The sequence below is a fragment of the Parapedobacter brassicae genome (assembly GCF_051400755.1).
Taxonomy (GTDB): Bacteria; Bacteroidota; Bacteroidia; order Sphingobacteriales; family Sphingobacteriaceae; genus Parapedobacter.
This window is the reverse complement of the sequence record NZ_JBLFFL010000003.1, coordinates 618,902-644,544: the sequence shown is the minus strand read 5'-3', so window position 1 is coordinate 644,544 and position 25,643 is coordinate 618,902. Positions and strand designations below refer to the sequence as shown.

Below are 25,643 nucleotides of genomic sequence, written 5' to 3'. Positions count from 1 at the left end.
CAGCTATTCGTCTTCCGTGGGCAGCGGCTGTCCGATGAATTCCCGGTAGGGATCTTCGGGATACAGCACCGCATCCGGATTGTGCCGGAAGGGGATATCCGGATCAAATAACGTCTCCAGCGTTTGCCGCAGGAATGCTACGAACTGCGCCTTGATATCTTCCAATGCCTCCCCCGCTGCCTTGAAACTGCCGCGGCCTCCAAAATAAAACAACGGTCCTTCCTGGCGTAGCTTGCGGGCGATGTATAGGTTGGGCTCCACTTCCCTTTTTCCGGTGACCTGTTCGTATACAAAGGTATAAAAGAGGGTTTGGATCATGGCTTTGTTGCTCTTGGCCGACGCCGGTGCAAATAGCGTATCCAGTCCGCTGAACTTCAGCTCATCACGCCCCGTCTTATAGTCCACGATGCGGGTTTTGCCATTTACTTCGTCTACACGGTCGATGATGCCCCATAGGCGGACCGTCCGGGATTGCCCCTGTACCGTTATCGGGAATGCAAGGGAATAATCGCGTTCGTTCTCCAATTCCACGATGCGCAGCGGGGCTACATGGTTGGCATCGTAATGCAGGAATACGGCCGCATATTCCTCGGCCACCTTGAGCAGGATGCGCTGCATGCTGCTGGGCGTGGTGATCCGGCCGCTTTCGCCATACAGTTCCCTGGACAAGGCCTGCAAGCAGCGCTCGGGGAGCGCGTTGATCTGCTGCCGGATGCGTTGGGGGGTGATGGTATCGCTCTCCGCTTTCAGTTGCTCATAAACATCTTGCATGGCCTGATGGACCACCCTGCCTAGGCGGTTCATCTCAAATTCTTCGGTCATCTTCGGCGGTTCCTTGATACCAGCCACGTATCGGAGGAAAAACAATAATGGCGACTGCAAATAGGTCGTCAGCGCCGATGCCGATAATTTCGGTCGATCGGGGTCGTCCTCATCCAGGTAACGGCTCAGTTTGTCCCATACCGCTCCCGTCTTGGGCACGCTCATGGATGGTGCCGCGGGGAGGGTGCTGATGGGTTGCTGCTGCCCGCGGTGCTCGAAGGTAAACCGGCTCTCAAAGGCGAGCTGGCGGACAAACCGGCTAACCTCTCCGGTATTGCTGTCATCCACCACGGCATTGTATACCATGGTGATGTGCTCAGGGTGCTGCAATAGGCGGTAAAACAAGTACGCGGATAGTGCATCCTGATTTTCGAGCACGGGCAGGCCGTGAGCACGGCGGATGGAGTCGGGAATGAAGGTGGGCGCTGCCGTCATCTTGGGCAGGGTGCCCTCATTGGCACCGATGATATAGACCTCGTCAAAATCGAGGCAGCGGCTTTCCAACAGTCCCATGATCTGAATGCCTTTGAGGGGTTCGCCCTCAATAGGCGCCGACAGGCTTTGAAGCGCTTTGCGGATGAGTGCGCACAGAAACGGGATAGGCAGCGCGGGGTGGTGCGCAAGCCCTTCTTGCAGCAGGTTAAGCGCCTTTTTTGCGGCTAGGATAAGGACGGCCTCGATATGCCGCAGGCTATGGGTGCGCTGGCGGTGCTCCAGTACGCCCTCCAGCAGTGCATGCAGGGCTTGGAGCAAGGCATCATTGCCCTTCCTCGGCATGAAAAACCCCGGATAGCTGCCCGTTTTCAGTTGCAACTCACCCACCGGCACTTCCAGCCATTGGTTGGCGGTGATTTTCTCCCGGAGCGCCTCCCGCTCGTCAAGCGATATGCCGCTCAAGGGATGGGTGATCGCTGCCTCCACATCGAGGTGATGCAACGTGCGCCCTTGATTAGCCGCAAGCTGCTGCTGGATGCCCAGCCACCCATCGATGAACCCGAAGAGCGTAGACTGCGTCAGGGGATAACCCATCGTCACATTGAAGTCGATGTGCTCGGGCAGGCTTCGCAGCACCGGGATCAGCAAGCTCTCGTCGGCCAGAATGATGGCTGTGTTGGTTGGTGCTCGCCGGTCGATCGGTTTGTCGGCAAGCAGCGTTGCGAGCAACTTGGTTTGGGCTACCTTGCCCGAAGCCGAGCGGAGATCTATGCGGTTGGTTTTGGTCGCCAATACCGCGGGCAATTCGCCCAAGGCGTTTTTCAGTCCGTATTGATGGATGTTTTTTCGCAAGAACAGGCCCGCTTCCTGCAGGTCGTCATCGAGGTAATACCGATCGGCATCGAAATAAAAAAGGGCATTGCCCGCGGCCTGCCAACGGGTGAACAAGTGCACTTCGCATTGGTTGAGTGCGTTGAAGCCCACGAACGCCACCTGCGTATATGCCTGCAAAAAATCAGGACGGGCAGCGCGGCCTTCGACGAGGTCGCGGTAGATACCCGCCGTGGTTGCCAGTTTCTGCTCGGCCAGTTCTTCCTTAAACCGTTGATACAGCCGGGGGAGGCGCCCCCACAACTGTAGGAATTTCTGCTGGATGGCAGTTTGCTTGCCTGCGGAGAAGGATTCCCAAAACTGGCGCATAAACCGTTGCTGTTCAGCAGAAAGATGCGGAAAGCGCTGCTGGAGCAACGCAATGTCGCGCAATTCGGCAAAGACCGCGGTGGGGTCTACCAGGTCGTAATCCAGCTGGGCGAAGTCGCTCAGGATGGTTTCGGCCAGCGGGTAAAACTCGTCCGGCATTTCTTCCGGGCGGCCCTCTTCGCGAAGCAGCGCATTGTGCAGCTGGTGGAGGATGAAGAACTGGGCCAGTGGTGCGGCTTCGGGCGTGGTGGCTGATTGGCGGATAAACTCCTGTACGGTGAAAAAGGACGGGCTCCACAGGGGCTTGCCCGCCAGATCGGCCAAATGCTTCCGCAGGAAGACGATAGGCCGTTTGTTGGTCAGCACCACGGCCACATCCTTCAGTTCATCACCAAAGCGAGACAGCAGATCCGCCGCAACTCGTCGGAGGAATGGAAGTGCAGGATAAGTAGTCACGGCATTAATGTATTATACTTTTCAAGTACGCATCCGCCGTCATCACAGGAATTAAAGCCTGTTTGAAATCTTTGTTGTCGCGCGTAATAATTATTTCGCAATCAGATGCAGTTGCACAGAAGTATTGTACGGCATCCTCAAAATCAGTAAAAGACGAGTTCAACGCTTTTTCAATAACGGCTTCCCCAATATCGCATACTTCCGCCAATACCTTGAATTTTCGCAGTTTTTCCCTCGCTGTTTTGGGCGTATCAAACTTGGAAAGGATATAATCCACCGTAGTGAACGAAATCGGAGAAACGAACAACGTTACTTTTCCCTTATCCGCGAGCGTAGCCAGTTTAGCTATTGCTTCATAAAACGGATGTCTTTCTCCAAGCAAATCCAGGATGATGTTGGTGTCGATAAAAAGCCGTTGCATCACGAATATTTTTTTGCCACATGGTCATGGTACTCCTTTTTGTAATCCAGGTCATGGGGGATTTTAGTTCCTGTGGATAAGCTTTTTATAAACGGCGAAATCTGAATATCATCCCGATTTGAATCAGTTGTTACCGCTTGTAAGTATATTTCGATAAGCTTGGAAAGGCTAATATTTTGCTTGGAAGCATATTTTTTTGCTCTTTCTATTACCCCTTGGTCCAATTTCAATGTCAATTTCGTGTCCATTGCAATCTGTTGTTGTACGTACAAATATAATAAAAATGGTCCGTATAGCCAAGCGACCATTATTGGCTGTAATCCCTATACCTGTACCAATTTCTTCAGTTCACCATAATACACATACCCCTTTACGTCCGGCATGCCCATCTCCCGGAGTATCAATTGATAATCCATCACCTGCTTCCTGTGCGACTCGTCCTCATGCTGGGTGAATTTAAAATCCAGCACGATGGTCTCATCGCGCTTCACCAACACCTTGTCCGGCCGCACAGTCCGGCCGTTGGACAGGATAATGCTCCGTTCATTCCAGTGCTCATAATCGCCGCTGAACCACCGTACCAGTTGCGGATGGTTCCAGGTTTCCAAAGCCAGGGCCCGTACGTCCGCCCGATCTTCCACCTGGAGCATGCCCTGCGCCTGCAAGGCATCCAGGCGGATCTCCAGGTCGATCGAAGAAGTGGCCTCCGCCATCAACTCATGCAGCAGCTGTCCATGGCGCTTGGCGGCATCCAGCCTTACGATGTCCAATTCGGCCTGTATTTCCGGTCGGGCCAACTCTTCTTTCATCCGTTCGGAAGCGGGGTAATGATCAAATGACCAGCCCGGGGCCGCCATTATCTCCGCCTGGGATATCTTCGATGCTCCGGCTGCCACTGCGCTTTCCAGCCGTATGCCCCCGTGGAACACCACGCCCAGGTCAGGGGCCATGTCGGGCAGTACCTCCAGCAGCAGGTCGCCTGCAATCAAGGCGTTGATCTCTCCATCGCCCTTCTTGCCCGGAGCAGTGATGTAAAGGTGCTTACGTGTCCGCGTAGTGGCCACATATAACGTGTTGAGTGCGTCCATGTAGTTGAACAGCATCTCCTCGAAATACGCTTGAAAAAGGCTCGACTTGCCGAGGTCGCTTTTGTACTTCACAGGCGTTTTGCTCAGAAGCGCATAGGGAGTATCTTCCGTGTCCACCCAGAAATTGCCATTGGTGCGTCCATCGATCGGCCAACTGCAAAACGGGATCATCACCACATCAAAAGCGAGCCCCTTGGACTTGTGGATGGTGATCACCTCCACCGCGTCGGCCCGGCCAGTGGCAGGTAGTGCGCGGTCGATGCCTTCCTCTTCCCAATAGCGGAGAAATGCCGGTATGCCCCGTTCGCCGCCAGCCGTGAAGGCGGCAACGAGGTCGCGAAAAGCCAGCAGGTAGGGAAGACTTTCTGCATGCGTCTGAAGCCCGTAGGCCATGATGAGCGATTCGATAAGCTCGGCCAGCGGAAGCTGCGACCACATTTCCCAGTTTCGGCAAAGCGGTTCGGGCAGCAGCCCGACCAGTTGCGCCGGCTTACAGGTGCTCATCCGTACCCAGTCATCGGGCAGCACCGCTTCGCCATGCAGCAGTTGGTTATACAGATGCATGCAGTTAGCCACATACAGGGCATCCGCGGGCATCCTGCCCACCAGTGCCCGCAGGGTGTCGATCAGTAGGCGGACGGCCGGATGGTTGGCCAACGCCAGCGCATCACCGGAGATGACATCGAAAGCCAGGCCGGATTCGCGCTGCTTATCGAGCAGGTATTGGATGACCTCGCGCGCCTCATTGTTCGTGCGCACGAGAATGCCGATCTGTCCGGGGCGGTAGGTACCCGAAGCCATCCATCCGATCAGCGTATCGGCCAAGCGGTTTAGCGCTTCGTCCTTCGCCGCGCTGCCGCGGTGGTTGTTGCTTTCCACGTCGATGAAATCCACCTGCACCGTGCCGCCCGCTTTGTGCATCGCCGGGGGCAATTGCTGGAGGCTGTCCTGATACGCCCGGATGATCGTATCGTGATTGCCGGAGGGCAACCACCAGCGTTCATACTGTTCTTCGCCCAACTCGCTCAATATCCGGTCATTCAAGCGGCGTTGCAACCATTCGGGGGCCTGTTTGAAAAGCAGGTTGTTGAACGCCACAATATGCTCATCGCTGCGGTAGTTGGTCTCCAGCGTCTCATGCCTGACGAGCGGCGAGGTATCCACCACGTTGAATGCTTTCGCAAGCTCCCGTTCGGCGCGGTCCAGCAGGATGCGCCAGTCCCCATTGCGCCAGCGATAGATGCTCTGCTTCACATCGCCCACGATCAGGTGTTCGCTCCGCTGGCCCGTGGCATTGCCCATCGCATTGATGAGCAGGGGGCGCAGGTTGTCCCATTGCTTCCGCGACGTATCCTGAAACTCGTCAAAGAGGAAATGCCGGAAGCGGCTACCCGTTTTCTCCCAGATGAAGGTCGGGTCGCCCGACTCGTTGATGCCGATGTTGTTCAGCAAGATCTGCGCATCGCTGATGAGCTGCGCCCCATTATCCCTGCGCCATTCGGCCAGCAATGCACTCATCTCCTTGAGCAGGCGCAGGTAGTACAGGTTTTCATCGACCGCCTTGGCAAGGTAGTAGTCCGGACCCCGTTCGATATTGTGCTCAACAAGCTGTTCGAGCAGGGGATTCAACGCTTGGTATAGCACCGCTACCTGGCCCGTAAGGCTACCCTTTTGCCATTCATCCGGCGTGTGGATGTATTTTTCCAGTTTTTTGACCACATCATGCGGATTTTGGGCAGATAAGCTTTGCAGCTTACCCAGCTGGTTGCGCGATTTTCCCGACAGATCCATCACATCCACCCCCGAGGCGGCAAAAGTATCCGCAGCCGTTTTGAGCAGTTGCTCAAAAGACTCTTCAAATTGCTTGATGGCTGCCTTGCAGTAACTATCGAGACTGTCGAACAGTTCCTGAGCCGGCATGTTGGCGATCGCTTTATCAAAGTCCTGAAAATCCTCTTTGAAGATCTCCGATGCCAGGTCGCTCAGCGCCCAACGATAATTCCAATTTTCGTCCCGGTCTATTTTCGCCTGCGCATAGTCCATGATCCACTGCAGCAGGTCGGGCCGTTCGTCGAGCAGGCGGTTGAGACGCAGCACCAGATCCGCCTTCACCTTGCGGATGTTCATCTCCAGCTTATACCCTGCGTCGATGCCCAGTTCGAAGGTAAAGCCACGGATCACCTTTTGCGTAAAGCCATCGATGGTACTCACCGCGAAACGGCTGTAGTCGTGCAAAATTTTGCGGTACACTTCTGCCGCCCGTTGCTGCAACGTGAGCGCATCCCACTGCGGGTAAGCCTCCAGGAGGATCTCGCGATAGCCGCGCGCTTTATCCCGGTGTTGCCCATTGCCCGTCGCCAGGGCCTCCAGCACCTCCATGATGCGACCCTTCATCTCGGCGGTGGCCTTGTTCGTGAAGGTAATGGCCAATATCTCACGATACTTGTTTTCTCCCGAAAACAATAGCGTGAGGTAATGCACCGTGAGGCTGAAGGTCTTGCCGGACCCCGCGGAGGCTTTCAACATCGTTAATGGAGGAATGGTAGGCATCATGCTAGTTTCTCTACTCAAAATCTATTTCGAAATACGTAAGAATAGCTTTGTAATTGTCTTGAGCTGTAAGACAGGTGTCTAATAAATATTCCCTTACCCGATTCCATTCCTGCAAACCTCTGTAATAGAACAGCTTTAGATCTTCATCAATGATGAACGGAACAATATTGTTAGCAAGACATTCTTTAAACATGATCAACCTGCCGACACGGCCATTGCCGTCTTGAAAAGGGTGTATAATTTCAAACTGATAATGGAAGTCCATGATATCCTCAACGGTTTTCTTTTCGAGGCTATGATAATGAGAAAGTAATGTGTTCATTTTCGCTGCCACTTCTTTAGGCGGACAAGTTTCATTACCGCCAACCTCATTAGGAAGTTTTTTATATTCGCCCACATTGAACCAATCTTTTCTACTATCGGATGTGCTGGATTTCAATAGGTAATGCAGCTCTTTAATTAATGATTCAGTTAGTTTTGCTTTTGCTTTATCAATGATTAAATCAATACAACGAAAGTGATTGGAGGTTTCAATAATGTCATCTATATTCACACTTTCTTTGGAAGCGCCGATCGTATTGGTTTCAAAAATAAAACGGGTTTGCTCCTGTGTAAGTTTACTGCCTTCTATGCGATTGGAATTAAAAGTCAAATCAATCTGCGTACGGTGATAAATACCACCTTTCAGTCTCATATCCTTTTGCTCTTTCAGCTGATTGAGCAATATATTGTTGCTGAATTTTTTATTATTTCCTTTTTCAGGCAATGTAGCATCTTCTGGGATATTCCACGTTTTCCCGGTCAAGAACGCCCCATTTAGTTTGCCCGTGGCACAGTAATGGCGTATCGTTCTTTCGGGTACGTTCCATTTTTTCGCAAATTCACTTACTGAAATATACGTCATACATTTTCTACAGATCGTTATCGGCAAACATACGACAAAAATACCTTAAAGTTTAATTTTTTGCCGATAACAGCAATAGCCTAACCCCATCATGCGTCAGCCGACCCTTCCCCGATTCAAACTTGACCCCTCTCCAATAGTAATGAAGGTTATACAAAGTATTTATAGTGTATTTACATAGGGTTAATAAAGGTATACCTTCATTAACTCACTATAAAAACTTTGTTTTTACTTTTTTATTCCTATCTTTGATGCAAGGCATTCTCGGATTAATATTAACTAAAGCACAATATGGCAATAGCGAAGCAAGGCATTAACGGTCCATTCAGCGGAAAAATAGGTTCAGTCGTAGGGTATGAGCTCAACGGGCAGCCGGTGATGCGGTCTGTGGGGAGGCGTAAAAGACCGTTTAGCGAGCTCGAACTGTTAAACCAGGCCAAGATGAAAGTGGTTTCCAAGTTCCTCGGGCCTATCCAACCCTTTGTGAAATTCGGGTACCAGCGTGAGGCTCCTCCGGGCAGCCGCGTGGGCCCATTCCAGCTGGCGCAGTCCTACGTCCGGAAAAATGCGGTGGACCTGGACGATGAACGGATACCGTTCGTCAATCCCGAAAAAGTGTTGGTTACCAAGGGAAAATTAGAGCCGCCGCTGAATAGTACGGTGGAACGCGAGGGGAACCAACTGACCATCCGCTGGGAGCAATCCGGCCGTGGGGGGTTGACCGATCGACTGGTGGTGTTATTGTACGACGGCAACATGTTCCGTTATTTCCAGGAGTTGGGAGCGGAACGGCGTGAAGGCGTTGACATCTTGGAGGTGCAACAGCTGCGTGCGAAGACAAACCCTATCCACGTCTACGCCGCTTTCCGGAATACGATGTTTGATGAAATCTCCGATAGCGTGTATTGCGGCGTCATCGAGTAAGCGTTATTTGCCGCTTTTATCATTCCCCGGCTGTGAATAGGAGGGTGGGTCGCTGGCTGGGAACGTCTGTTCGAGTTCCTCATCTATTTTGCGTTCCTGCTGCTTCTTTTCATTTTTTTTCTGCTTCTCATTTTTCACGCGCTCGGGTGGCGTTGTTTTTTTTTGCCTGTCCATGATCATGTGTTTTATGTGCGGGATATGCCGCAAGAAGCATAACAGCCAGAAACAGGTGATGTTTGCAAAAGATGATATCTTGAAATGTCGGAACCCGCCAGTTGAACGATATTTCGCTATGTTTGCAGTATGATCGTCTATAATTCAAAGGATTGGTTTCATGCGGCCTTCACGCTGCAAAAGTCGGATACGATACGCAAGTTGTTCCCGTTATTGCTGCTCGTGGCATTGTACTCCTGGGGCATCGCTTATTGGGAGCTTGAATACCTGAAACTTTCCGAGCGGAGCTGGATCAAGAACATTGCCATGCTGCATAACCTGCTGGGCTTCGTGATGTCCATCCTATTGGTGTTTCGCACGAATACCGCCTACGACCGCTGGTGGGAAGCCCGAAAGCAATGGGGTGCGCTGACGAATGTGAGCCGCAACCTGGCCATCAAGGTGAATGCATTCCTCACGCCGCAGGATGAGGCTAACCGGGATTTTTTCGAGAAGACCATCCCCATGTATGCGCACACGCTGTTTGAACACTTGCGTTCGAATAAAACGCGGTTTATGCTGGATGAAAAAGATCATCCTGAATTTGAACAGCTCGATGCTAAAAAACATGGGCCCAATCAGGTGGCTGCCCTGATGTACAGCCGTACCAACCGATTGTATAAGGATGGGGTGCTTACGGGCGATCAATTGATCGTGATCAATAATGAGCTGCTGGCATTGACGGACATCTGCGGGGCGTGTGAGCGGATCAAGAATACGCCGATACCGTGGTCGTACAGTTCGTTTATCAAGAAATTCATCATCATTTATGTGCTCACGCTGCCATTGGGATATGTGTTTTCCATGGGGTATTTCGTGGTGGCCGCGGTGCCGTTTGTGTTTTATGTGATGGCTTCATTGGAGCTGATCGCGGAATCTATTGAGGATCCGTTTGGTGAAGATCCGGATGATTTACCGATCGAGAAAATCGGCGAGAATATCCGGAAGCACATTGAAGAAATCATCCGCTGAGGGATGGCCTATTCCGGAAGAGGCGGCTACTGCATGTCAAACAAATGCTTTTCGGCATGGTAGGACGAGCGGACCAACGGTCCGCTTTCGACGTATTTGAAGCCCATCCGCAGGCCGATTTCCTGGTAGTACTTGAACTGGTCGGGGGTGATCCATTCGACCACGGGATGGTGCGCCTTGGTGGGTTGCAGGTATTGACCCAATGTCAGGATGTGCACGCCTGCTTCATACAGATCGGTCATGGCTTCGATGACGTCTGCCTCGGTCTCCCCGAAACCGAGCATGATGCCCGATTTCGTGCGTAGGCCAGCTGCGGAGATGCGGCGCAGGCATTCGAGGCTGCGGTCGTACTTGGCCTGTATGCGCACTTCGCGGGTGAGGCGACGTACGGTTTCGAGGTTATGCGACACGACTTCCGGCCGTACGGCCAGTACCCGTTCCAGGTTTTCCCAATTGCCTTTGAAGTCAGGGATGAGGGTTTCCAGTGTGGTATCCGGGCTTTCGCGGCGGATGGCATTCACGGTCTCGGCCCAGACGGTCGAACCGCCGTCTTTCAGGTCGTCCCGGTCTACCGAGGTGATCACGCAGTGTTTGACCTGCATGAGTTTCACCGACTGAGCTACGCGGTTGGGCTCATCCCAATCGACTGCCAGCGGCCGTCCGGTGGCGACGGCGCAGAATGAGCAGGAGCGCGTGCAGATGTTGCCCAAGATCATGAACGTGGCCGTGCCGGCTCCCCAGCATTCGCCCATGTTGGGGCAGTTGCCGCTCTCGCAGATGGTGTGGAGCTTATGCTCATCCACCAGTCCGCGTACATGCCGGTATTCTTTGCCTACGGGGAGCTTTACGCGCAACCAATCGGGCTTGCGCTGCAATTGGTTCGCCGGGATCACGGGGAGTTCAATCATAAGGGCAAAGTTAGGGATTAATCTGGAAATTCAAGCTATCCGATGGTGTGATGAGGTCATACACCCGTACGTAATCGACGTCCATGCGGGCCGGGAAAGCCTCGTCGTCCACCCCCTGCTGTCCACCCCAATTCCCGCCTACGGCAATGTTGATGAGCCAGTGGAATTTTTGGTCAAAAGGCCACTCGCGGAATCCCGTGCCTTCGTTCGGGAAGTTGAAGAGCTGCACGCCATCTACGTACCCGCGGATATACCTTGGGGTCCAATCCACGCGATACAGGTGAAATTCAGTCGTTGCATTGCCGATATCCTTCGTGGCGGTTTTCTGGGTGCCGATGGTGTGATGGTAGGCTTCTGTATGTACGCTGATGTGCACGACATCCTGATCATGGCCTACATGTTCGAGAACATCGATTTCGCCCGAGGCCGGCCAGCCGCCGTAAGTCCAGTCAGTCGGCAGCATCCATACCGCTGGCCAGGTACCGCGACCTGGGGGAACTTTGGCCCTTACCTCAAATCGGCCATACCGGAAATCGCCTTTGCCCCGGCTGACTAGCCGGGCGGAGGTGTAGTCAGATCCTTCATATTGCTCATCGATCGCGGTGATGGTCAGCATGCCGTTGCTCACGCGGGCATTATCGAGCCGGTTTTCGGTATAATACTGCAACTCGTTGTTGCCCCAGCCGTTTTTGGTGCCTACGTCGTAACCCCACTTGTTCTTGTCAGGCAGCCCTTCGTAATCAAACTCGTCAGACCAGGAAGGGGTGCTTTCAAAGCTATACTCGTGCTGAGCGATGCTTGGAAAGACCGTCAGAAAAAAGCCATAGATCAATAGGGTTCGTTTCATCGTTGCGCGGATCGTCAGGTATCGGTTCATATTTTTTGCTACACAAAGGTAAAGATAATTGCATTAGTTAAGCATTTTCAATATGTTTGTGACAGATACTTTAGAAACAAACAAATTCGTATGACTCAATATGCACATTGGGCGATATTGGGTTTCTTGGTTGTGCCGTTCATCACGGCGGTGCCCGCCCATGGCCAGCACCAGGTTTCCATCATCCCCCAGCCTAATATGGTGGAACTTCACGAAGGAACTTATGCATTTCCCACATTGACTTCCCGCGCTGCCTTTGAGCCATTTTTAGCGGTCGCCGAGTTGCTAGACGATCATCCCTACGCTACGTTTGCCCCAGTCGAGCGCATCAAATCACATAAGCGCATTCCGGAGACAGGGGTGCGGTTGGTTCAAGCGCAAGACATTGACCGATTGGCAGCAGATGCCTACCGATTGGTGGTCGACACCAGTGGTATCACGATCACCGCGCATGAACCTGCTGCGATGCTGAATGGGGTGTTGACACTCCTGCAATTGGCATACACCCAACCCGATGGCGGGAAGCTCCCTGCCCTACTGATCGAGGATAGACCGCGTTTCGGTTATCGGGGGATGCACCTCGATGTCTCCAGACACTTTTATCCGGTATCCTTCCTGAAGAAATTCATCGATGTCATGGCGCTTTATAAGTTCAACACGTTCCATTGGCACCTGACCGATGGACCGGGATGGCGGCTGGAGATCAAGCGGTATCCCCAGCTGACCCGAACGGCGGCCTGGCGCACGCATACCGCATGGAAGGATTGGTGGCAGAATGGAAAGCAGTACCTGGACGAAGGCCACCCCAATGCCAGTGGCGGATATTATACACAGGAAGAAGCAAAGGAATTGGTGGCCTATGCGGCGCGAAAGGGGATCACGATCATTCCTGAGATCGAGATGCCGGGGCATTCGGATGAAGTGCTGGCGGTTTATCCCCACTTGTCCTGCACAGGTACATCCCATAAACAGGGCGAATTTTGCATCGGCAACGAGGAAACGTTTACCTTCCTCTCCAACGTGTTAAACGAGGTCGTTGCCATTTTTCCGTCCGCATACATTCACATCGGCGGTGACGAGGCCAATAAGGAAGCATGGAAGACCTGTCCGAAATGCGGGGCGCTGATGGAAAAAGAAGGGTTAAAGGACGTGGACGAACTGCAGAGCTATGTGGTAAAGCGCATGGATAGCCTTTTGCAGTCGTACGGACGGAAGCTGATCGGCTGGGATGAAATATTGGCGGGCGGACTGTCACCGGGGGCGACGGTGATGAGCTGGCGTGGGGAGCAAGGCGGTATCGACGCGGCCAATGCCGGGCACGACGTGATCATGACACCCAACTCCTACCTGTATTTCGACTATTATCAGGGCAATCCCCGCACGGAACCCGAGGCCATCGGCGGGTACATACCGCTCAGCAAGGTGTACGCATACGAGCCCATACCCAGCGGCATTGCGGGTGACAAGACGAAGCATGTCTTGGGTGCGCAGGGCAATGTCTGGACGGAATACATGCCCACCACGGATCAGGTGGAATACATGGCTTTTCCCCGAGCACTGGCCTTGGCAGAGGTGGTATGGTCGGCGCCTGCCGACCGCGATTGGGAGGATTTCTCGGCGCGGCTACAGCAACACTATCAATTATTTCAGCGCTTGGGCATCAACTATTACCGGCCGGCTTATGAGGTGAATATCACGGTCGGCTTCAATGCTGATACGTTGACCAATACCATCTCCATGGCCACGGAACAGGTTGAACCGGGTATCCGGTATACTACCGACGGCCAGGAGCCAAATGCTGAATCGCCCTTATACGCCAAGCCCATCGAATTGGCCGTGCCTTCGGTGGTCAAAGCGGCTTATTTCATCGATTCGACGCGGGTGGGACCCATCGCCGAGGCGAAGGCAGATGTGCACAAGGCCATCGGCAAAAGCATCGCCTATCAAACGAAATGGGATAGCGCCTTTGTCGCCAAGCAAGACAGTACCCTATTGAATGGGCAAAAAGGAGGGGAACATCCTGACGATGGCCAATGGCAGGGTTTTGCCAACAATGTTGACGTCACGGTGGATTTTGAAAGGCGGGAGGCGCTGAATACCGTGTCCATCACGTTTCTCCAAGATCCGGGCGTCAAGGCCTACCAGCCGGGCGAAGTGAATGTATTGCTGTCCGACAATGGCCAAAATTTCCGCGAGGCGGGCACCGTGATCAACGACGTGTCGCCACAGGAACGGTTCCCGATCGCGAAAACCTACGAAGTTAAGTTCGATACTACACAAACGGCGCGTTACGTACGCATCGTGGCGAACAATGTGCAAAATGCGTTGTTGCTCACGGATGAAGTGGTGGTGTATTAGTCCGTGACCAGCGCATGCCCCGCTTCGATGGGCAGATCCGTTTCCTGGATGTCCGCCCCGGAGCCGATCAGATCGCGGTAGCCTTTATGCAGCTGTCCCCGATTGAGTTTCCCAGCCTTATACAACCGATCGAGTGCGAAGGATGTACCTCGCATGGCCCGTATCCCCCGCTGGTGGAGCGCCTCGAAGATGGATGGGTCCTTGGGTTCTGTTTGCGTCACAAAAGCAACCAGGTTTTCCGTGGGGATGCCACTGGAGAGGTAGGCTTCCAACGCCTTCCTGTCGGGGATAAACACTTCCATCACGATATCGGGATCATACGCATATACGGCCTTGGCATCCGCTAGGGTATAGGCAATAAGCATGGCGTATGCGTGCGCGCGGTGTGCGGCAATCAGTTTGGCCCTTTCGACGGCGGGGATACCCTTTTGGTCGAGTACGAGCACGGTTTTCCCCTTAGCCCATTCAAATGCCTCATCAAGCGTTGTCACGCGGAAGGGGGTCGTTTTGCCAGTTCTGTCCAAGAGATACAGCCGTTGCAGCTCCGCCAGGGTATGGTCGGCCACCCGGCCGGAACCGGTGGTCATGCGGGTGAGCGTATCGTCATGGAGCAGCACAATAGCGCTGTCCTTCGTGTAGCGGGGATCGATCTCGATGATGGCCGGTGTATGGCGGAGCGTATGCTCGAAGGTCACGACCGAATTTTCGGGAAAACCCACACCGCCGCCACCCCGGTGGGCACTGATCAGCGGTGCGTGTTGAGGGTCGTAGCGGAAGAATGCTTTCAATTCGTCCGCAGAGGCGAAGCTAAGGGTATGCAGCGATTGCTGGGCGTGTAAGGCGGGAGGCAGCAGCAGTGCGGTGATGGCGATGCAGGCCACGGTGATCTTGTTCATATTCATGGGTTGTTAATGCGTTATCGTTTTACGGGTGAGTCATAGTTCCATTCGGGCAATACGCCCCTCGTGCGGGATTCCATATACGCCGCCGCCCGGCTGATGATCTCGGGATGGCGTTCTGCCACGTTGACCTGTTCGCTCTCATCGTTTTCTAGGTCATAAACTTCATATACATGGCTGCCGTCGGCTTGTTTGGTGCCTTTGCGGAGCACTTTCCAGCGCCCGAAACGGACGGCTTGTTTGCCATTTCGGCCGTGGGACTCCCAATAGAGGTACGGATGCTGCACCTGCTCGTCGGCCTTGTCCCGCAGCGTCGGCCATAACGATACCCCATCCACCTCGCCGGTGACGGACTGACCGGCCAGCTCGGCAAATGTGGGCAGCATGTCCCAAATGGCACCGACCTGCGCGGTGCGTGTGCCTGCGGGGATGGTGCCGGGCATGGCGGCGATGAAAGGAACGCGGATTCCCCCTTCATAAAGTGATGCCTTGCGCCCTCTTAGGTGTGCGGAGCAATTAAAGTAATCGGGATCCGCGCCCCCTCCTGTGGCTGCGCCATTATCGGATGTGAAGATGACCAAGGTGTTTTCCGTCAGCCCGCACCGATCCAGCGTTTCCATGAGTTGCCCGACATAGGTATCCAGTAAGGAAATCATCGCCGCATACGTGGCGCGAGGTGTGCGGTTGGGCAGGTATCCCGGTCCCAGGTAAGGCTTATCCTCGAATTTGCCCAGGTAGGGGTCAAGTGCCCGCTCGGGCACCTGCAATGCCATATGGGGTATGGTGTAGGCCATGTAGAGAAAGAACGGCTTTGACCGATGGTTCTCGATGAAGCGGATGCCTTCGCCCGTAAGCGTATCCCCGGAGTATACCTCGCCCCGGTAGGCATCATATGCGTGCGGATCGTTCGGATCACCACCTTCGGGAAACGGCTGATGCGAGGCAAAAGGCCGGTTGGGCAGGGCTTCCCGCACGTTGTTCCGCCAAAGATGGGTGGGGTAATAGTTATGGGCCTGCTTTTGATCGAGGTAACCATAGAACAGGTCGAATCCCTGTTGTGTGGGCACACCAGCGCTTCCCGGTCCGCCGAGGCCCCATTTGCCGAAGAGGGCCGTGGTGTATCCTGCGGTCTGAAGCACCTTCCCCAAGGTATATCCATTCGGCGGCAGGGGCAGCTGCCCGAATTCCTCGTCATCGCTGAATCCGCCCAATTCCAGGTTATTTCGTACATAGGCATGGCCGAGGTGCATCCCGGAGATGAGGGCGCCCCGGGTGGGGGCACATACCGGACCCACGTAGAAATCGGTCCATACCATGCCCCGTTTCGCCAACTTATCGAGGTTTGGCGTTTGGATGAGCTGTTGGCCGTATGCACCGAGACTTCCATATCCGAGATCATCCGCGAGGATGAATACGATATTCGGCGGTGTAGCGGGTTGTGCGGCGGCGGTGTGCAGGATGATGCTGGCCATTCCGGCCAGCATCCAGGTGATCCTATTTTTTTTCCTGTTCATGGGGTAATCAGTAGTTTGGATTTTGTATCAGTTTCGGATTTCTGTCGATGGCCGTCTGCGGGATGGGCATCAGGTAGTTTTTGCTCGGGTCAAAGACCACCTGCCTGATGCGTGTCACCTCATAGTTGAGGTTGCCCGTTGTTCCGGTGATTTTCATGCCATTGATGGGTTTCGAAAACACGGATTCCGCGATTCTCCAGCGAAGGAGATCGAAGAAGCGCTTGCCTTCGAAGGCCAGTTCGACCCGTCTTTCCCGGCGTATGCGGCTACGCATTTCTGCCTGGGAAAGCCCGACGGGCAATTTAGGAAGTCCCGCACGCTCCCGGATGGCGTCGATAGCTGCGTATACGGACGCGTCCGGTCCTACCGCCTCATTTTGTGCCTCGGCGTAGTTGAGCAGGACCTCCGCATAACGGTAGATGACGGCGTTGCTGCCGTTCAGGTTATCCGGCAGGGGCATCAGGGTAGCATCCAGCAATTTCCGCATGCCGTACCCCGAAGGATTTCCATTTCCGGTGACCGACGGTGTAAACTCATTGAAGTTGTTCGGGATGCCCAGGCGGGTGTAATAGGTTCGGTCATGCCAGGTGCAGCCATCGTATAGGATGTTCGCATAGAAGCGCTTGCTGCGGTTTTTATAGGGTTGTGCGGGGTCATAATGCGCCGAACCCTCGGAAGCCGTTTTTCCGTCGAGAAACTCATAGTCGTCGACGAGGTTTTGCGTAGGGGCCATGGCTCCCCAGCCCGATCCCTTTTGCACCCAGATGGCCCCCCAGTACTGGTGGGTGCGGATGGAGCGGATCACGGGAGCGTACTGCACATCGAAGATGATTTCCGAGTTGTTTTCATTCTCCGGAGCAAACAGGGTGTTGATGTCAGGAAACAGACTATAAACGCCAGATTCGATGATGGCTCGGTTGGTCGCCGCGGCTTTTTCCCAGTATCCGGCATACAACTGGGATTCTCCCTTCATCGTCAGGGCAGCACCCTTGGTGGCACGGCCGATATCAGGCCCACCCCAGGTGTCCGGCAACTCAGCGGCCGCGAGGTCGGCTTCCGTTTCCAGAAACGCGATGCATTCCTCGTAGGTGTTGCGCGCGCGGTAGATGCTGTCTCCCTGCGTGTTGTTATCGAGGACATCGGTAATGAGCGGCACACCGCCGTAGAGATCGATCAGGGTCTTGTAGAAATGCGCCCGAAGGAAGCGAGCTTGGGCGATAAGCGGCTTCTTTTGCGCTTCGTCGATCTTGGCGGTTTCCATTTTCTCCAGGAAGAGATTGCATTTCCGGATGTTGGCATACATGCGCTCCCACGTCCGGTCAAAAAGCGCATTGGAAGGGCCGTAGCTGTTGTTTTCGAATTTCTCGCGCGATGGTATACCCGCTACGGGACCGGATAGGGTGTTGTCTGTGAAGTTTTCCAGTGGGTCGTTGCTGATCTGGCTCGGCAAGTACAGCCAGGTAGACACGATAGGCCCTGCATTCAAGGCATCATAAATATCATTCAGCACGAGGGTAGCCGTTTCGGCCGATTCCCATATTACGGCGTCGCTGAGCCGGTCCGTGGGTGTTATTTCCAGTTCCCGCTCGCTGCACGCGGCGAGGCATGCAGCGGTCATTAAGATGATGTAGCGGTATGTTTTCTGTTTCATGACGTAGTTACTGATGTTGAAAAATCAATTAAAAGCCCAATGTGATTCCTACCGTATACACTTTCTGCTGGAAATAGTAGCGCGCCCTATTCTGGCTCAGTTCGGGGTCTACCTGTTTAAAGGCGGAGAATGTCAGCAGGTTCTGTCCGGACAGCGCGATCCTGGCCTGCCTGATGGATAATTTTGCCAAGGCGGAAGGGGGGATCGAATAGCCCAGCTCCAGCGTCTTCAACCGCAGGTAGGTGCCGTTCCGGATCCAGAATGATGATATTTCTTGGTTGTTGGTGACCGGTGCAGGGGTGAGCCGCGGGAAGGGCGCATCGGGATTGGCTGGCGTCCAATAGTCGAGCTGATAGACCGCCATGGTCGCCCCGTTGTAAAACGGGTGGGCAAGTTCCCCTTCGAGCAGTAAACTCGTGTTGCCTGCTCCCTGAAACAGTGCATTCAGATCAAACCCTTTCCAAGCAAAATGCGTATTGAGCCCGAAGATGATTTCAGGAAACTGCGGTTTTCCGATAGCCGTTTCATCACTGATGTTGATCACGCTATCGCCGTTAACGTCGTGGTATCGGATGTCACCGGGATATACTTTCCCATAGGTCGGCACGGGAAGTCCCGGCAGGAGGTTGCCCTCCCCGTCGAAATCATCCACCTGATACAGGCCTTCCGCTGCTAACCCGAAGCGCGTATTCCAGGGCATTCCGGTGCGTCGCCGATTGGGACTGTTGTACGTGGCCGCCGTTTCGAAGGTCTGGACGAGTTCGTTGGAGGCATAGGAGAAATTGCCTCCGAGGTTCACGGTAAACCCACCCCGTGTCTGGTGCTTGAAGTCGAGCGAAAATTCCAGTCCCCTGTTTTTCATCTCACCCGCGTTGATCTGTGAGATGCCGATGCCATATTCTGCGGGCACGGCGGTGGTAGGGTTCAATAACATGCCCGAGCGCCTTTCGTAGAAAACATCGAAGGCGGCGGTCAGCCGGTTGCCGAGGAAGGTCGCGTCTACCCCCACATCGGTCTTGATCGCGGTTTCCCACGTGATATTGGGGTTGGCCTGTGCCTGCTCATAGATGCCCTGTACCTGGGTCGGCGACGCACCGCCGAACACATACCCGGATCGCAGGCCATAGGCAGTAAGGTATTGGAAGGCCGAACCGGCTAGGTTGCCCGATTTGCCATGCGAAGCGCGGATTTTCAGTTCGTTCAACCAATCCACGCGTTCATGCAGGAAATTCTCTTCTGAAAGCCGCCATCCCACAGATACTGCCGGGAAGAAGGCATATCGTTTGCCCGGGGCAAAGTAATAGTGACCATCGTACCGGCCCGATACGCCGAGGAGATAACGGTCTTTGAAGGCGTAGTTCAGCCGGTATACCCAACCCTCCTGCGCCCATTTGGCCGAAGAGCCACTGTTGTTATAATCGGCGCGATTGCTGCTCCCTTGGGAGATTTCGTCGAGCCTTACCACATAGTTGATACGGCCCGCCATCAGGGAAGCATCCCGTCCCGTGCGGTTTTCATAGACCACCAAGCCGTCGATGCCATGTTGGCCGATGACCTTTTTATACGTCGCATAAAGCTGTATGGTCTGGGCATGATACTCGTCTACTTCCTGATTCAACGTAGGCAGGTTGGGGCCAGCGCGTTGTTCGGTGAAATTGTTTTCACTGTCGAGTCCGTAAAAGGTAAGGGGGAGGGACCAGGTTTTGTTCGTGTCGAATCCCTTGCGGTAGGCAAACACCCCCCTGAGCGTCAGTCCCGGCAGGAAGGGCACCGTCTGGGCGATTTCGCTACGGAAATTCAGCAGGTAATCGCGCTGGCGATTATAACCGCTTTCATAGATAGCGGGTAAAATGGAGTGGGCGGGCAGGCCATTGCTGAATTCCATGGGATTGATGGGCGGGGTTTCCTTGGCATAGTTGAAGATCCCGTCCGGCGAAATCGCCGCCGGGGCGTTTTCGTTGGTCGCCGCAGCATTGAAGTCAATCAGGAACTTAGTGGTTTTCGTGACGTCAGCATCTACATTGGTGGTCACGTTGTAGCGTTTGAAGGTGATGGTGCTGGCTACACCTTCTTGGCCCAGGTAACCTCCGCTGCCGAAAAAGCGGATTTTATCACTGCCGCCGGTGAAAGAGAGTGTATGCTTGGTCATCGGCGTATGCCTTTCGATGAGACGCCCTGCCCAGTCGGTATCGGGGTACCGGTCAGGATCCGAGCCCGAGCGGTAGCGTTCGAGGACGTCTTCGCTATACGGCTCGGGATTTCCGACGTTGGCGTTCGCCAGGTTCTGCGTCGTCGCGTATTGGTACGCATCGAGGTAATCCGGGACAGCCGTAGGGGTCTGCACGCCATAGTACCCATTATAGGTAAATGAAAAACGGCCTTCTTTCCCGCGTTTGGTCGTCACGAGGATAACCCCGTTAGCCCCTGCGAGACCGTATGGCGCAACGGCGGCGGCATCCTTCAGCACGGTCAGGTTCTCGATGTCGTCAACATTCACCAAGTTATAATCCATCGGAATCCCATCTACCAAGACCAGCGGAGCGGCGTTTCCGGTGGTGCTGATGCCGCGGATGCGGACGGTGGAGGCATCGGCGCCTGGACGGCCCGAGTTATTGCGAGCGATTACACCCGCCACGCGCCCGCCCAAGGTACCGCTTACCGTCGCTACCGGGGCGCGGGCAAGTTCGCTACCTTCCACAGCGGCGATCGCACCGGTCACGTCCGCTTTGCGTTGGGTACCATAGCCGACCACGACCACATCGTCCATTTCGATGATCTGGTGGCGAAGTACAATGTCAATCGTATTCCGTCCCGCAATGGCCAGGTCCTGCTCCAGAAACCCGGTGAAGGAGACGGAGATGGTGGCGTCGTCACCGACGTTGGATAGGCGATAGCGGCCATCGGCATCCGTCACGGTCAGGGTAGACGTGCCCTTCAGGCGGACAGTCGCGCCGGATAGCGGATGCCCCTCCTCATCACGCACGGTACCCGTAATGGTTTGCTGAATTGATGAGGCCGACTCCCCCTGGGTGCCCGGAAATGTTGCCTTGATGACCACAGCACGATCGGCGATGGAAAAGGTGAGATTTGTACCAGCCAGGCAGGTTTTCATTACTTCCTCGAGGCTCGTGTTACGAAAATTTACCGAAAGCGGCTTAACCGACCTCAGCAGGCGCGAGTCGTAGAAAAAATCATAGCCGGTTTGTTCCCGGACTTTTTCGAAAAGTTTGCCAATAGGTATGTGCTGTTCGCTAAGCGTAACGGGTTGCGCAACCATACGGGCACTCACGTGCATGGCGGAGAGCAAGAGCATGATGTGAACCAGTTTCATGATCAGAAGAAATTTTGAAAAAACGGACGACTGTGCAATCCATTTTCCAAACGAATGGAAAAACATATCTTTGTGATGTTTTGGAGTTCATTAAAGTTAGTTCGAAACGATTTTAAAGGCGATTTCCAAGACTGGCCCGGGACGTTGCTGCGTCCCGGGTCACTTTTTTAAGGTGTCGCCGGTTGATGTGGTATGATTATTTCCGCATGACGACGACCCTCCTTTCCTGCATGTTATTCTTGATATCAAATGAGATGGCTTCTGTCCGCTCGATGATGTTCAGGATGGTGGAAATGGGCTTATTCATGGACACCATGCCGCTGAAACGGAGGTCGGACAACCCCTCTTGGTACTGCACCTCCATGTCATACCAGCGAGCCAGCATTTCCATGATTTCGGTGATGGTATTGTCTTCGAAATAGAAATACCCCTGCGTCCACGCCAGTATCCTTTCGGTGTGGGCCCGACCGACGTTGATGACACCATCTGCGGCATTGATGGCGGTTTCTCCCGGTTGCAGCACATGCGCCTGTCGGCCGGTTTGGAAATTCACCGAGCCCTCGATGAGTGTCGTCTCCACCGCACCCGCTCCATATGCGCGGATATTGAAGCGCGTCCCCAGCACAGTGGTCTTGGTCGCGCCGCTGAACACTTCGAAGGGCATGGATGCATCGTGCGCCACATCAAAGTATGCCTCTCCCCACAGGCGGACGGTCCGGGTTTTTCCTGTGAAGCGCGTTGGGTATACTAAACGCGATTCCGAATTCAGCTGTACGCGGGTGCCATCTGGCAAGGATACGGTATAGTGCCCTCCCCTAGGCACGATGAGTTGGTTCTCTACGGGAGATTTCGTGGAAATATTGGATTCCCCAAGGTCCTCATAGATCACATTTCCATCCGCATCCTTGACGATCCGAAGCCCGGATTGTTCAGCGATTGTCCCTGCCTGTTGATCGTCTAGTTGTACGGCCCGGCCATTGCCGAGTACCAGGCGTGCACGCTGACCTCCGGGATCAATGTCGTGCCGGAGGTCAGCAAGCGTCGGATCTATAGGATGTTGCTGCCGATGCATCCATAAGTACGTGCCGGTAATACATGCAACGGTCAATGAGGCCGCTACGGCGAGCCATGTAACGCGGCGAAACCACGGTCTCGCCGCTGGCCGGATGCGGGTATCGAGAAACTGATTCATTTCTTCATATACCCGCTGCTTATCCGGGTGGATACCCGGATCGCCTCCCGTCGGATCAATGGGGTATTCCCGATCAAAAGCCTCGGCATCCAGGTGATCGTCCCGGAGGAACTGCGATAGCATGCGGATGAAACGTTTCTGCTGGAACCCCATGTGTCCTTTTGGTATAAAGACAATGAACGCGGAAAAAGTCCCGTGACTTTTTTGATTTTATTTAGCGATGGCGTATACTTGTGATACAAAAAGCCAGTTGTAAGCCGGTTACCCGGTGGCCACCTACACGTGTAGAGCGGAAAGTTAATACACAGTTAACTTAGTGGATAAGTTGAGTGTTCACATTTGTTACGATGGATAGGCTACATACGCAACGTTTGAGCGACCGGGAATTGCTTCATCGATTGAGGGAAGGGGTCTGTTATGACGCGTTCACTGAACTCTATGAGCGCCATTGGCATTATGTCTATCACCTGGCCGTGGCGAGAACGGGGGAGACCGGCATTGCTCAAGACATCACCCAGAGCCTATTTCTCGATTTATGGGAAAACCGGCAACTCCGGAGGATCGACGACTTGCGTGCCTACCTGTTTATGTCTGTACGGAATCGCGTGCTGAACTGGATCAAAACGGAGCATCGGAAATATTTGACGTCCGATATCATTTCCGGGTTGAAATCAGAAGGATTGCCGGCGGATCATCTCCTTCGGTACAGGGAACTGATGCAATTGCACGAGCGGGTGGTGTCGTCGTTTACACCCTCGCAGCAGGTGATCTACCGGCTCCGGTATCAGGAAGACCTAAACACCGGCCAAATTGCGGAGCAACTCGGTATCTCGCGCAAAACGGTGCAAAACCAGCTCCGCAATTGTGTGCTTCGTCTCCGCAAGGTACTGACGGTACTGGTACCATTGGTTTTTGCGCTGCTGTAAGCGCTTGCAGGAACCGAATAATCCCTTACTTTTGTAAATCACTAACCAATTTTCAGGTCTAAAATCCGACACGTGGCTAGACAAACACCGTATAACGAACGTGAGTTACTAGCTGAAATCGCAGCAGGGGATCAAAAAGCCTTTACTGTGCTTTTCCAGCACTATCACTCCTTTGTGTTTTCCTTTGGCCAGAAGATTACGCACTCGGAAGATTTGGCAGTGGAAATTGTTCAGGATGTGTTCCTTAAGATTTGGCTCGATCGGCGTCGATTGACCCAAGTGGATCGTTTTCCCGCCTACCTCAACAGGCTGGTGCGTAACTATTGTTTCAATGTGCTTCGTAAATTGGCCAATGAAAATAAAGCCGCATTGGTGTTAATGGCAAATAGCGATGGGGAAGATTACTCTACAATTGAGCGTCTCGATTACCAGGACGTCAAACAAATCCTCGACGAAGCAATCAACAAACTGTCTGTACAGCAAAAGCAGGTATATCAGTTTTGCCACCAAGAGGGACTGAAATATGAGGAAGTAGCCCAGCGGCTCAATATTTCTCCACAAACAGTACATGCCTATATGAAGGACGCACTTCGGAAAATCCGAGCACATTTCAAGAAATATGCGTTTTCTTATGTCGCTTTTTTTTCGATGATTCTCAAAAAATACAACTGACTATCAGTATCTTAAAAAAATAGGTGTTCCGAATTACCCCGTCTTTTTCCGGAAGTGTGTCAATGTTCATAAAGGTAAGTTCATTTTGGAGCGTCTGGAACAATTGATATCGCAGTACCTAGAAGGTAGTATATCTGAATTGGATAAACGGGAACTTTGGGGATATATCCAGGACCCTGCATTCGAAACGGATATCAAATATATGCTATCGAGATCGTTCGAGAATACGCATGGACGTATCCGCTTGGATGATGATCAACAACAGCAGTTATTGACCCATATCTATCAACATGGGACAGGTAGATTCACCAGGCGGCCTATTTATAAGAGGTGGGGCGCTTATGCCGCGACCGCAGTTCTTATAGCGGTGTTAGCCGGTATGTGGATTTTCTTTGATGATGCAATCGTCGATCGTCCACCTGAAATCGTAAATGCGGGAGATATTGCGCCTGGTGGGAATCGTGCCACGCTCACCCTTGCAGATGGCCGGGTCGTGGATTTAAGTGAGACCCAAACGGGCATTGTCATAGGAGACGGAATTAGTTACCTAGACGGAAGTGCCGTATTGGAAAAAGGTCTCGCATCCTATGACTTGCAACTTACGACCCCGAAAGGAGGAACCTATCAAATCACATTGCCTGACGGCACGAACGTCTGGCTTAACTCCGCCTCTACATTGAAGTATCCCAGCCGATTCACGGGGAATGAACGGGTGGTGGAATTGAGTGGAGAGGGTTATTTCTCGGTAATGAAAGATGAGAGACGGCCGTTCAAGGTGAAGAGTGATGGACAGGAAGTGGCGGTATTGGGGACTGAATTCAATATCACCGGTTACCAAGATGAAAAGGTGATAAAAACCACGCTGGTAGCGGGAAGCGTTGAGGTGTCGCCCGATCGGCTGCCAACTACCGGACACTCATCAGCAGTCGCCCTAAAACCAGGGGAACAATCCATTCTACGCGCAGGCGCCATGGATGTTCAGGCCGTAGATGTAGCACAGTATACCGCATGGAAAGATGGTCGGTTTTACTTCAAGAAAACGCAGTTTGAAGAAATGATGCGTCAAATATCGAGGTGGTATGATGTGGAAGTTGTCTATAACAACGGGATTCCAAAAAAAACGTTCAGCGGAAAAGTTAAACGGAGCGTTTCGTTAATGGGCTTACTCGACATCCTGCAAGTTTCCGCTATTAATATCAAACTAGAAGGCAGAACCTTGATTGTGAATTAGTGTTGAATAACCATAACCAATTAAAAACTTAACAACGTAATATGAAAAGACAGACGTGACATTCCAAAACGAATAAGGGGAGTGCGACCAACACTT

19 protein-coding genes are annotated in these 25,643 nt (G+C 53.3%); 6 read left to right on the top strand and 13 right to left on the bottom strand.

Going from position 1 to position 25,643, the window contains the following annotated elements; all coding sequences use genetic code 11:
- Positions 1–3 precede the first annotated feature (3 nt).
- The 5 genes from ACMGDE_RS12030 to ACMGDE_RS12010 all read right to left on the bottom strand — a co-directional run bounded on the left by ACMGDE_RS12030 (position 4) and on the right by ACMGDE_RS12010 (position 7,879).
- Positions 4–2,913, bottom strand: coding sequence for a PD-(D/E)XK nuclease family protein (locus tag ACMGDE_RS12030; RefSeq protein WP_436833032.1), 2,910 nt, complete (start codon positions 2,911–2,913; stop codon positions 4–6).
- Between the two features lie 4 nt (positions 2,914–2,917).
- Entirely contained in the window at positions 2,918–3,334 is a 417-nt protein-coding gene (locus ACMGDE_RS12025; RefSeq protein ID WP_436833031.1) for a type II toxin-antitoxin system VapC family toxin, read from the bottom strand.
- A complete protein-coding gene (locus tag ACMGDE_RS12020) occupies positions 3,334–3,582 on the bottom strand; it encodes a DUF6364 family protein (protein WP_436833030.1) in 249 nt (82 codons plus the stop codon). Before ACMGDE_RS12020 ends, ACMGDE_RS12025 begins: the two co-directional genes overlap by 1 nt.
- 75 nt (positions 3,583–3,657) lie before the next feature.
- Complete coding sequence (locus ACMGDE_RS12015) at positions 3,658–6,972, bottom strand: UvrD-helicase domain-containing protein (protein WP_436833029.1); 3,315 nt, start codon at positions 6,970–6,972, stop codon at positions 3,658–3,660.
- Between the two features lie 13 nt (positions 6,973–6,985).
- Positions 6,986–7,879 carry a Fic family protein gene (locus tag ACMGDE_RS12010; protein ID WP_436833028.1) on the bottom strand — a complete coding sequence of 298 codons (894 nt, stop codon included), beginning with the start codon at positions 7,877–7,879 and terminating at the stop codon, positions 6,986–6,988.
- Between the two features lie 291 nt (positions 7,880–8,170).
- On the opposite strand from ACMGDE_RS12010, the gene ACMGDE_RS12005 reads away from it, so the two are divergent.
- Entirely contained in the window at positions 8,171–8,803 is a 633-nt protein-coding gene (locus ACMGDE_RS12005) for a DUF6266 family protein (protein WP_436833027.1), read from the top strand.
- Between the two features lie 3 nt (positions 8,804–8,806).
- On the opposite strand, the gene ACMGDE_RS12000 is transcribed toward ACMGDE_RS12005, so the two are convergent.
- Positions 8,807–8,977 (bottom strand): hypothetical protein, encoded by a 171-nt coding sequence (locus ACMGDE_RS12000; RefSeq protein WP_436833026.1) that lies wholly within the window; start codon positions 8,975–8,977, stop codon positions 8,807–8,809.
- Between the two features lie 129 nt (positions 8,978–9,106).
- On the opposite strand from ACMGDE_RS12000, the gene ACMGDE_RS11995 reads away from it, so the two are divergent.
- On the top strand, positions 9,107–9,988 hold the full coding sequence (locus ACMGDE_RS11995; protein ID WP_436833025.1) for a bestrophin family protein: 882 nt from the start codon (positions 9,107–9,109) through the stop codon (positions 9,986–9,988).
- Positions 9,989–10,014: 26 nt separating this feature from the next.
- Here ACMGDE_RS11995 and lipA read toward each other — a convergent pair whose 3' ends face one another.
- Together lipA and ACMGDE_RS11985 are read right to left on the bottom strand one after the other, a co-directional pair.
- Positions 10,015–10,896: a lipoyl synthase gene (gene lipA, locus ACMGDE_RS11990; RefSeq protein WP_436833024.1), complete on the bottom strand. Its 882-nt coding sequence runs from the start codon at positions 10,894–10,896 to the stop codon at positions 10,015–10,017.
- Between the two features lie 10 nt (positions 10,897–10,906).
- A complete protein-coding gene (locus ACMGDE_RS11985; RefSeq protein WP_436833023.1) occupies positions 10,907–11,743 on the bottom strand; it encodes a glycoside hydrolase family 16 protein in 837 nt (278 codons plus the stop codon).
- Positions 11,744–11,863: 120 nt separating this feature from the next.
- On the opposite strand from ACMGDE_RS11985, the gene ACMGDE_RS11980 reads away from it, so the two are divergent.
- The gene (locus ACMGDE_RS11980) at positions 11,864–14,131 is read left to right on the top strand and encodes a glycoside hydrolase family 20 protein (protein WP_436833022.1); all 2,268 of its coding nucleotides are present in this window, start codon (positions 11,864–11,866) and stop codon (positions 14,129–14,131) included.
- Here the strand turns inward: ACMGDE_RS11980 and ACMGDE_RS11975 are convergent.
- The 5 genes from ACMGDE_RS11975 to ACMGDE_RS11955 all read right to left on the bottom strand — a co-directional run bounded on the left by ACMGDE_RS11975 (position 14,128) and on the right by ACMGDE_RS11955 (position 22,871).
- On the bottom strand, positions 14,128–15,027 hold the full coding sequence (locus ACMGDE_RS11975) for a glycerophosphodiester phosphodiesterase family protein (protein ID WP_436833021.1): 900 nt from the start codon (positions 15,025–15,027) through the stop codon (positions 14,128–14,130). The genes ACMGDE_RS11980 and ACMGDE_RS11975 overlap by 4 nt on opposite strands.
- A gap of 20 nt (positions 15,028–15,047) precedes the next feature.
- Positions 15,048–16,544: an arylsulfatase gene (locus ACMGDE_RS11970; protein ID WP_436833020.1), complete on the bottom strand. Its 1,497-nt coding sequence runs from the start codon at positions 16,542–16,544 to the stop codon at positions 15,048–15,050.
- A 7-nt stretch (positions 16,545–16,551) separates the two neighbouring features.
- Positions 16,552–18,195 (bottom strand): RagB/SusD family nutrient uptake outer membrane protein, encoded by a 1,644-nt coding sequence (locus tag ACMGDE_RS11965; protein ID WP_436833019.1) that lies wholly within the window; start codon positions 18,193–18,195, stop codon positions 16,552–16,554.
- 28 nt (positions 18,196–18,223) lie between these two features.
- Positions 18,224–21,526: a TonB-dependent receptor gene (locus ACMGDE_RS11960; protein ID WP_436833018.1), complete on the bottom strand. Its 3,303-nt coding sequence runs from the start codon at positions 21,524–21,526 to the stop codon at positions 18,224–18,226.
- Between the two features lie 196 nt (positions 21,527–21,722).
- Positions 21,723–22,871, bottom strand: a complete 1,149-nt coding sequence (locus ACMGDE_RS11955; RefSeq protein ID WP_436833017.1) for a FecR family protein — start codon at positions 22,869–22,871, stop codon at positions 21,723–21,725.
- 194 nt (positions 22,872–23,065) lie between these two features.
- Here ACMGDE_RS11955 and ACMGDE_RS11950 point away from each other — a divergent pair, with 194 nt between their 5' ends.
- The 3 genes from ACMGDE_RS11950 (at position 23,066) to ACMGDE_RS11940 (ending at position 25,547) form a co-directional block, all read left to right on the top strand.
- A complete protein-coding gene (locus ACMGDE_RS11950) occupies positions 23,066–23,644 on the top strand; it encodes an RNA polymerase sigma factor (RefSeq protein ID WP_436833016.1) in 579 nt (192 codons plus the stop codon).
- A 72-nt stretch (positions 23,645–23,716) separates the two neighbouring features.
- Entirely contained in the window at positions 23,717–24,316 is a 600-nt protein-coding gene (locus ACMGDE_RS11945; RefSeq protein WP_436833015.1) for an RNA polymerase sigma factor, read from the top strand.
- A gap of 85 nt (positions 24,317–24,401) precedes the next feature.
- A complete protein-coding gene (locus ACMGDE_RS11940) occupies positions 24,402–25,547 on the top strand; it encodes a FecR family protein (protein ID WP_436833014.1) in 1,146 nt (381 codons plus the stop codon).
- Positions 25,548–25,643 lie beyond the last annotated feature (96 nt).

Bases quoted from the DNA above. Each gene is read 5' to 3' on its own strand.
- ACMGDE_RS11970 (WP_436833020.1), bottom strand. From the start codon at position 16,544: ATGAACAGGAAAAAAAATAGGATCACCTGGATGCTGGCCGGAATGGCC.
- ACMGDE_RS11965 (WP_436833019.1), bottom strand. From the start codon at position 18,195: ATGAAACAGAAAACATACCGCTACATCATCTTAATGACCGCTGCATGC.
- ACMGDE_RS11975 (WP_436833021.1), bottom strand. From the start codon at position 15,027: ATGAACAAGATCACCGTGGCCTGCATCGCCATCACCGCACTGCTGCTG.
- ACMGDE_RS12020 (WP_436833030.1), bottom strand. From the start codon at position 3,582: ATGGACACGAAATTGACATTGAAATTGGACCAAGGGGTAATAGAAAGA.
- ACMGDE_RS12025 (WP_436833031.1), bottom strand. From the start codon at position 3,334: ATGCAACGGCTTTTTATCGACACCAACATCATCCTGGATTTGCTTGGA.
- ACMGDE_RS11985 (WP_436833023.1), bottom strand. From the start codon at position 11,743: ATGAAACGAACCCTATTGATCTATGGCTTTTTTCTGACGGTCTTTCCA.
- lipA (WP_436833024.1), bottom strand. From the start codon at position 10,896: ATGATTGAACTCCCCGTGATCCCGGCGAACCAATTGCAGCGCAAGCCC.
- ACMGDE_RS11980 (WP_436833022.1), top strand. From the start codon at position 11,864: ATGACTCAATATGCACATTGGGCGATATTGGGTTTCTTGGTTGTGCCG.
- ACMGDE_RS11950 (WP_436833016.1), top strand. From the start codon at position 23,066: ATGGATAGGCTACATACGCAACGTTTGAGCGACCGGGAATTGCTTCAT.
- ACMGDE_RS12000 (WP_436833026.1), bottom strand. From the start codon at position 8,977: ATGGACAGGCAAAAAAAAACAACGCCACCCGAGCGCGTGAAAAATGAG.
- ACMGDE_RS11995 (WP_436833025.1), top strand. From the start codon at position 9,107: ATGATCGTCTATAATTCAAAGGATTGGTTTCATGCGGCCTTCACGCTG.
- ACMGDE_RS12010 (WP_436833028.1), bottom strand. From the start codon at position 7,879: ATGACGTATATTTCAGTAAGTGAATTTGCGAAAAAATGGAACGTACCC.
- ACMGDE_RS12005 (WP_436833027.1), top strand. From the start codon at position 8,171: ATGGCAATAGCGAAGCAAGGCATTAACGGTCCATTCAGCGGAAAAATA.
- ACMGDE_RS11955 (WP_436833017.1), bottom strand. From the start codon at position 22,871: ATGGGGTTCCAGCAGAAACGTTTCATCCGCATGCTATCGCAGTTCCTC.
- ACMGDE_RS12015 (WP_436833029.1), bottom strand. From the start codon at position 6,972: ATGCCTACCATTCCTCCATTAACGATGTTGAAAGCCTCCGCGGGGTCC.
- ACMGDE_RS11960 (WP_436833018.1), bottom strand. From the start codon at position 21,526: ATGAAACTGGTTCACATCATGCTCTTGCTCTCCGCCATGCACGTGAGT.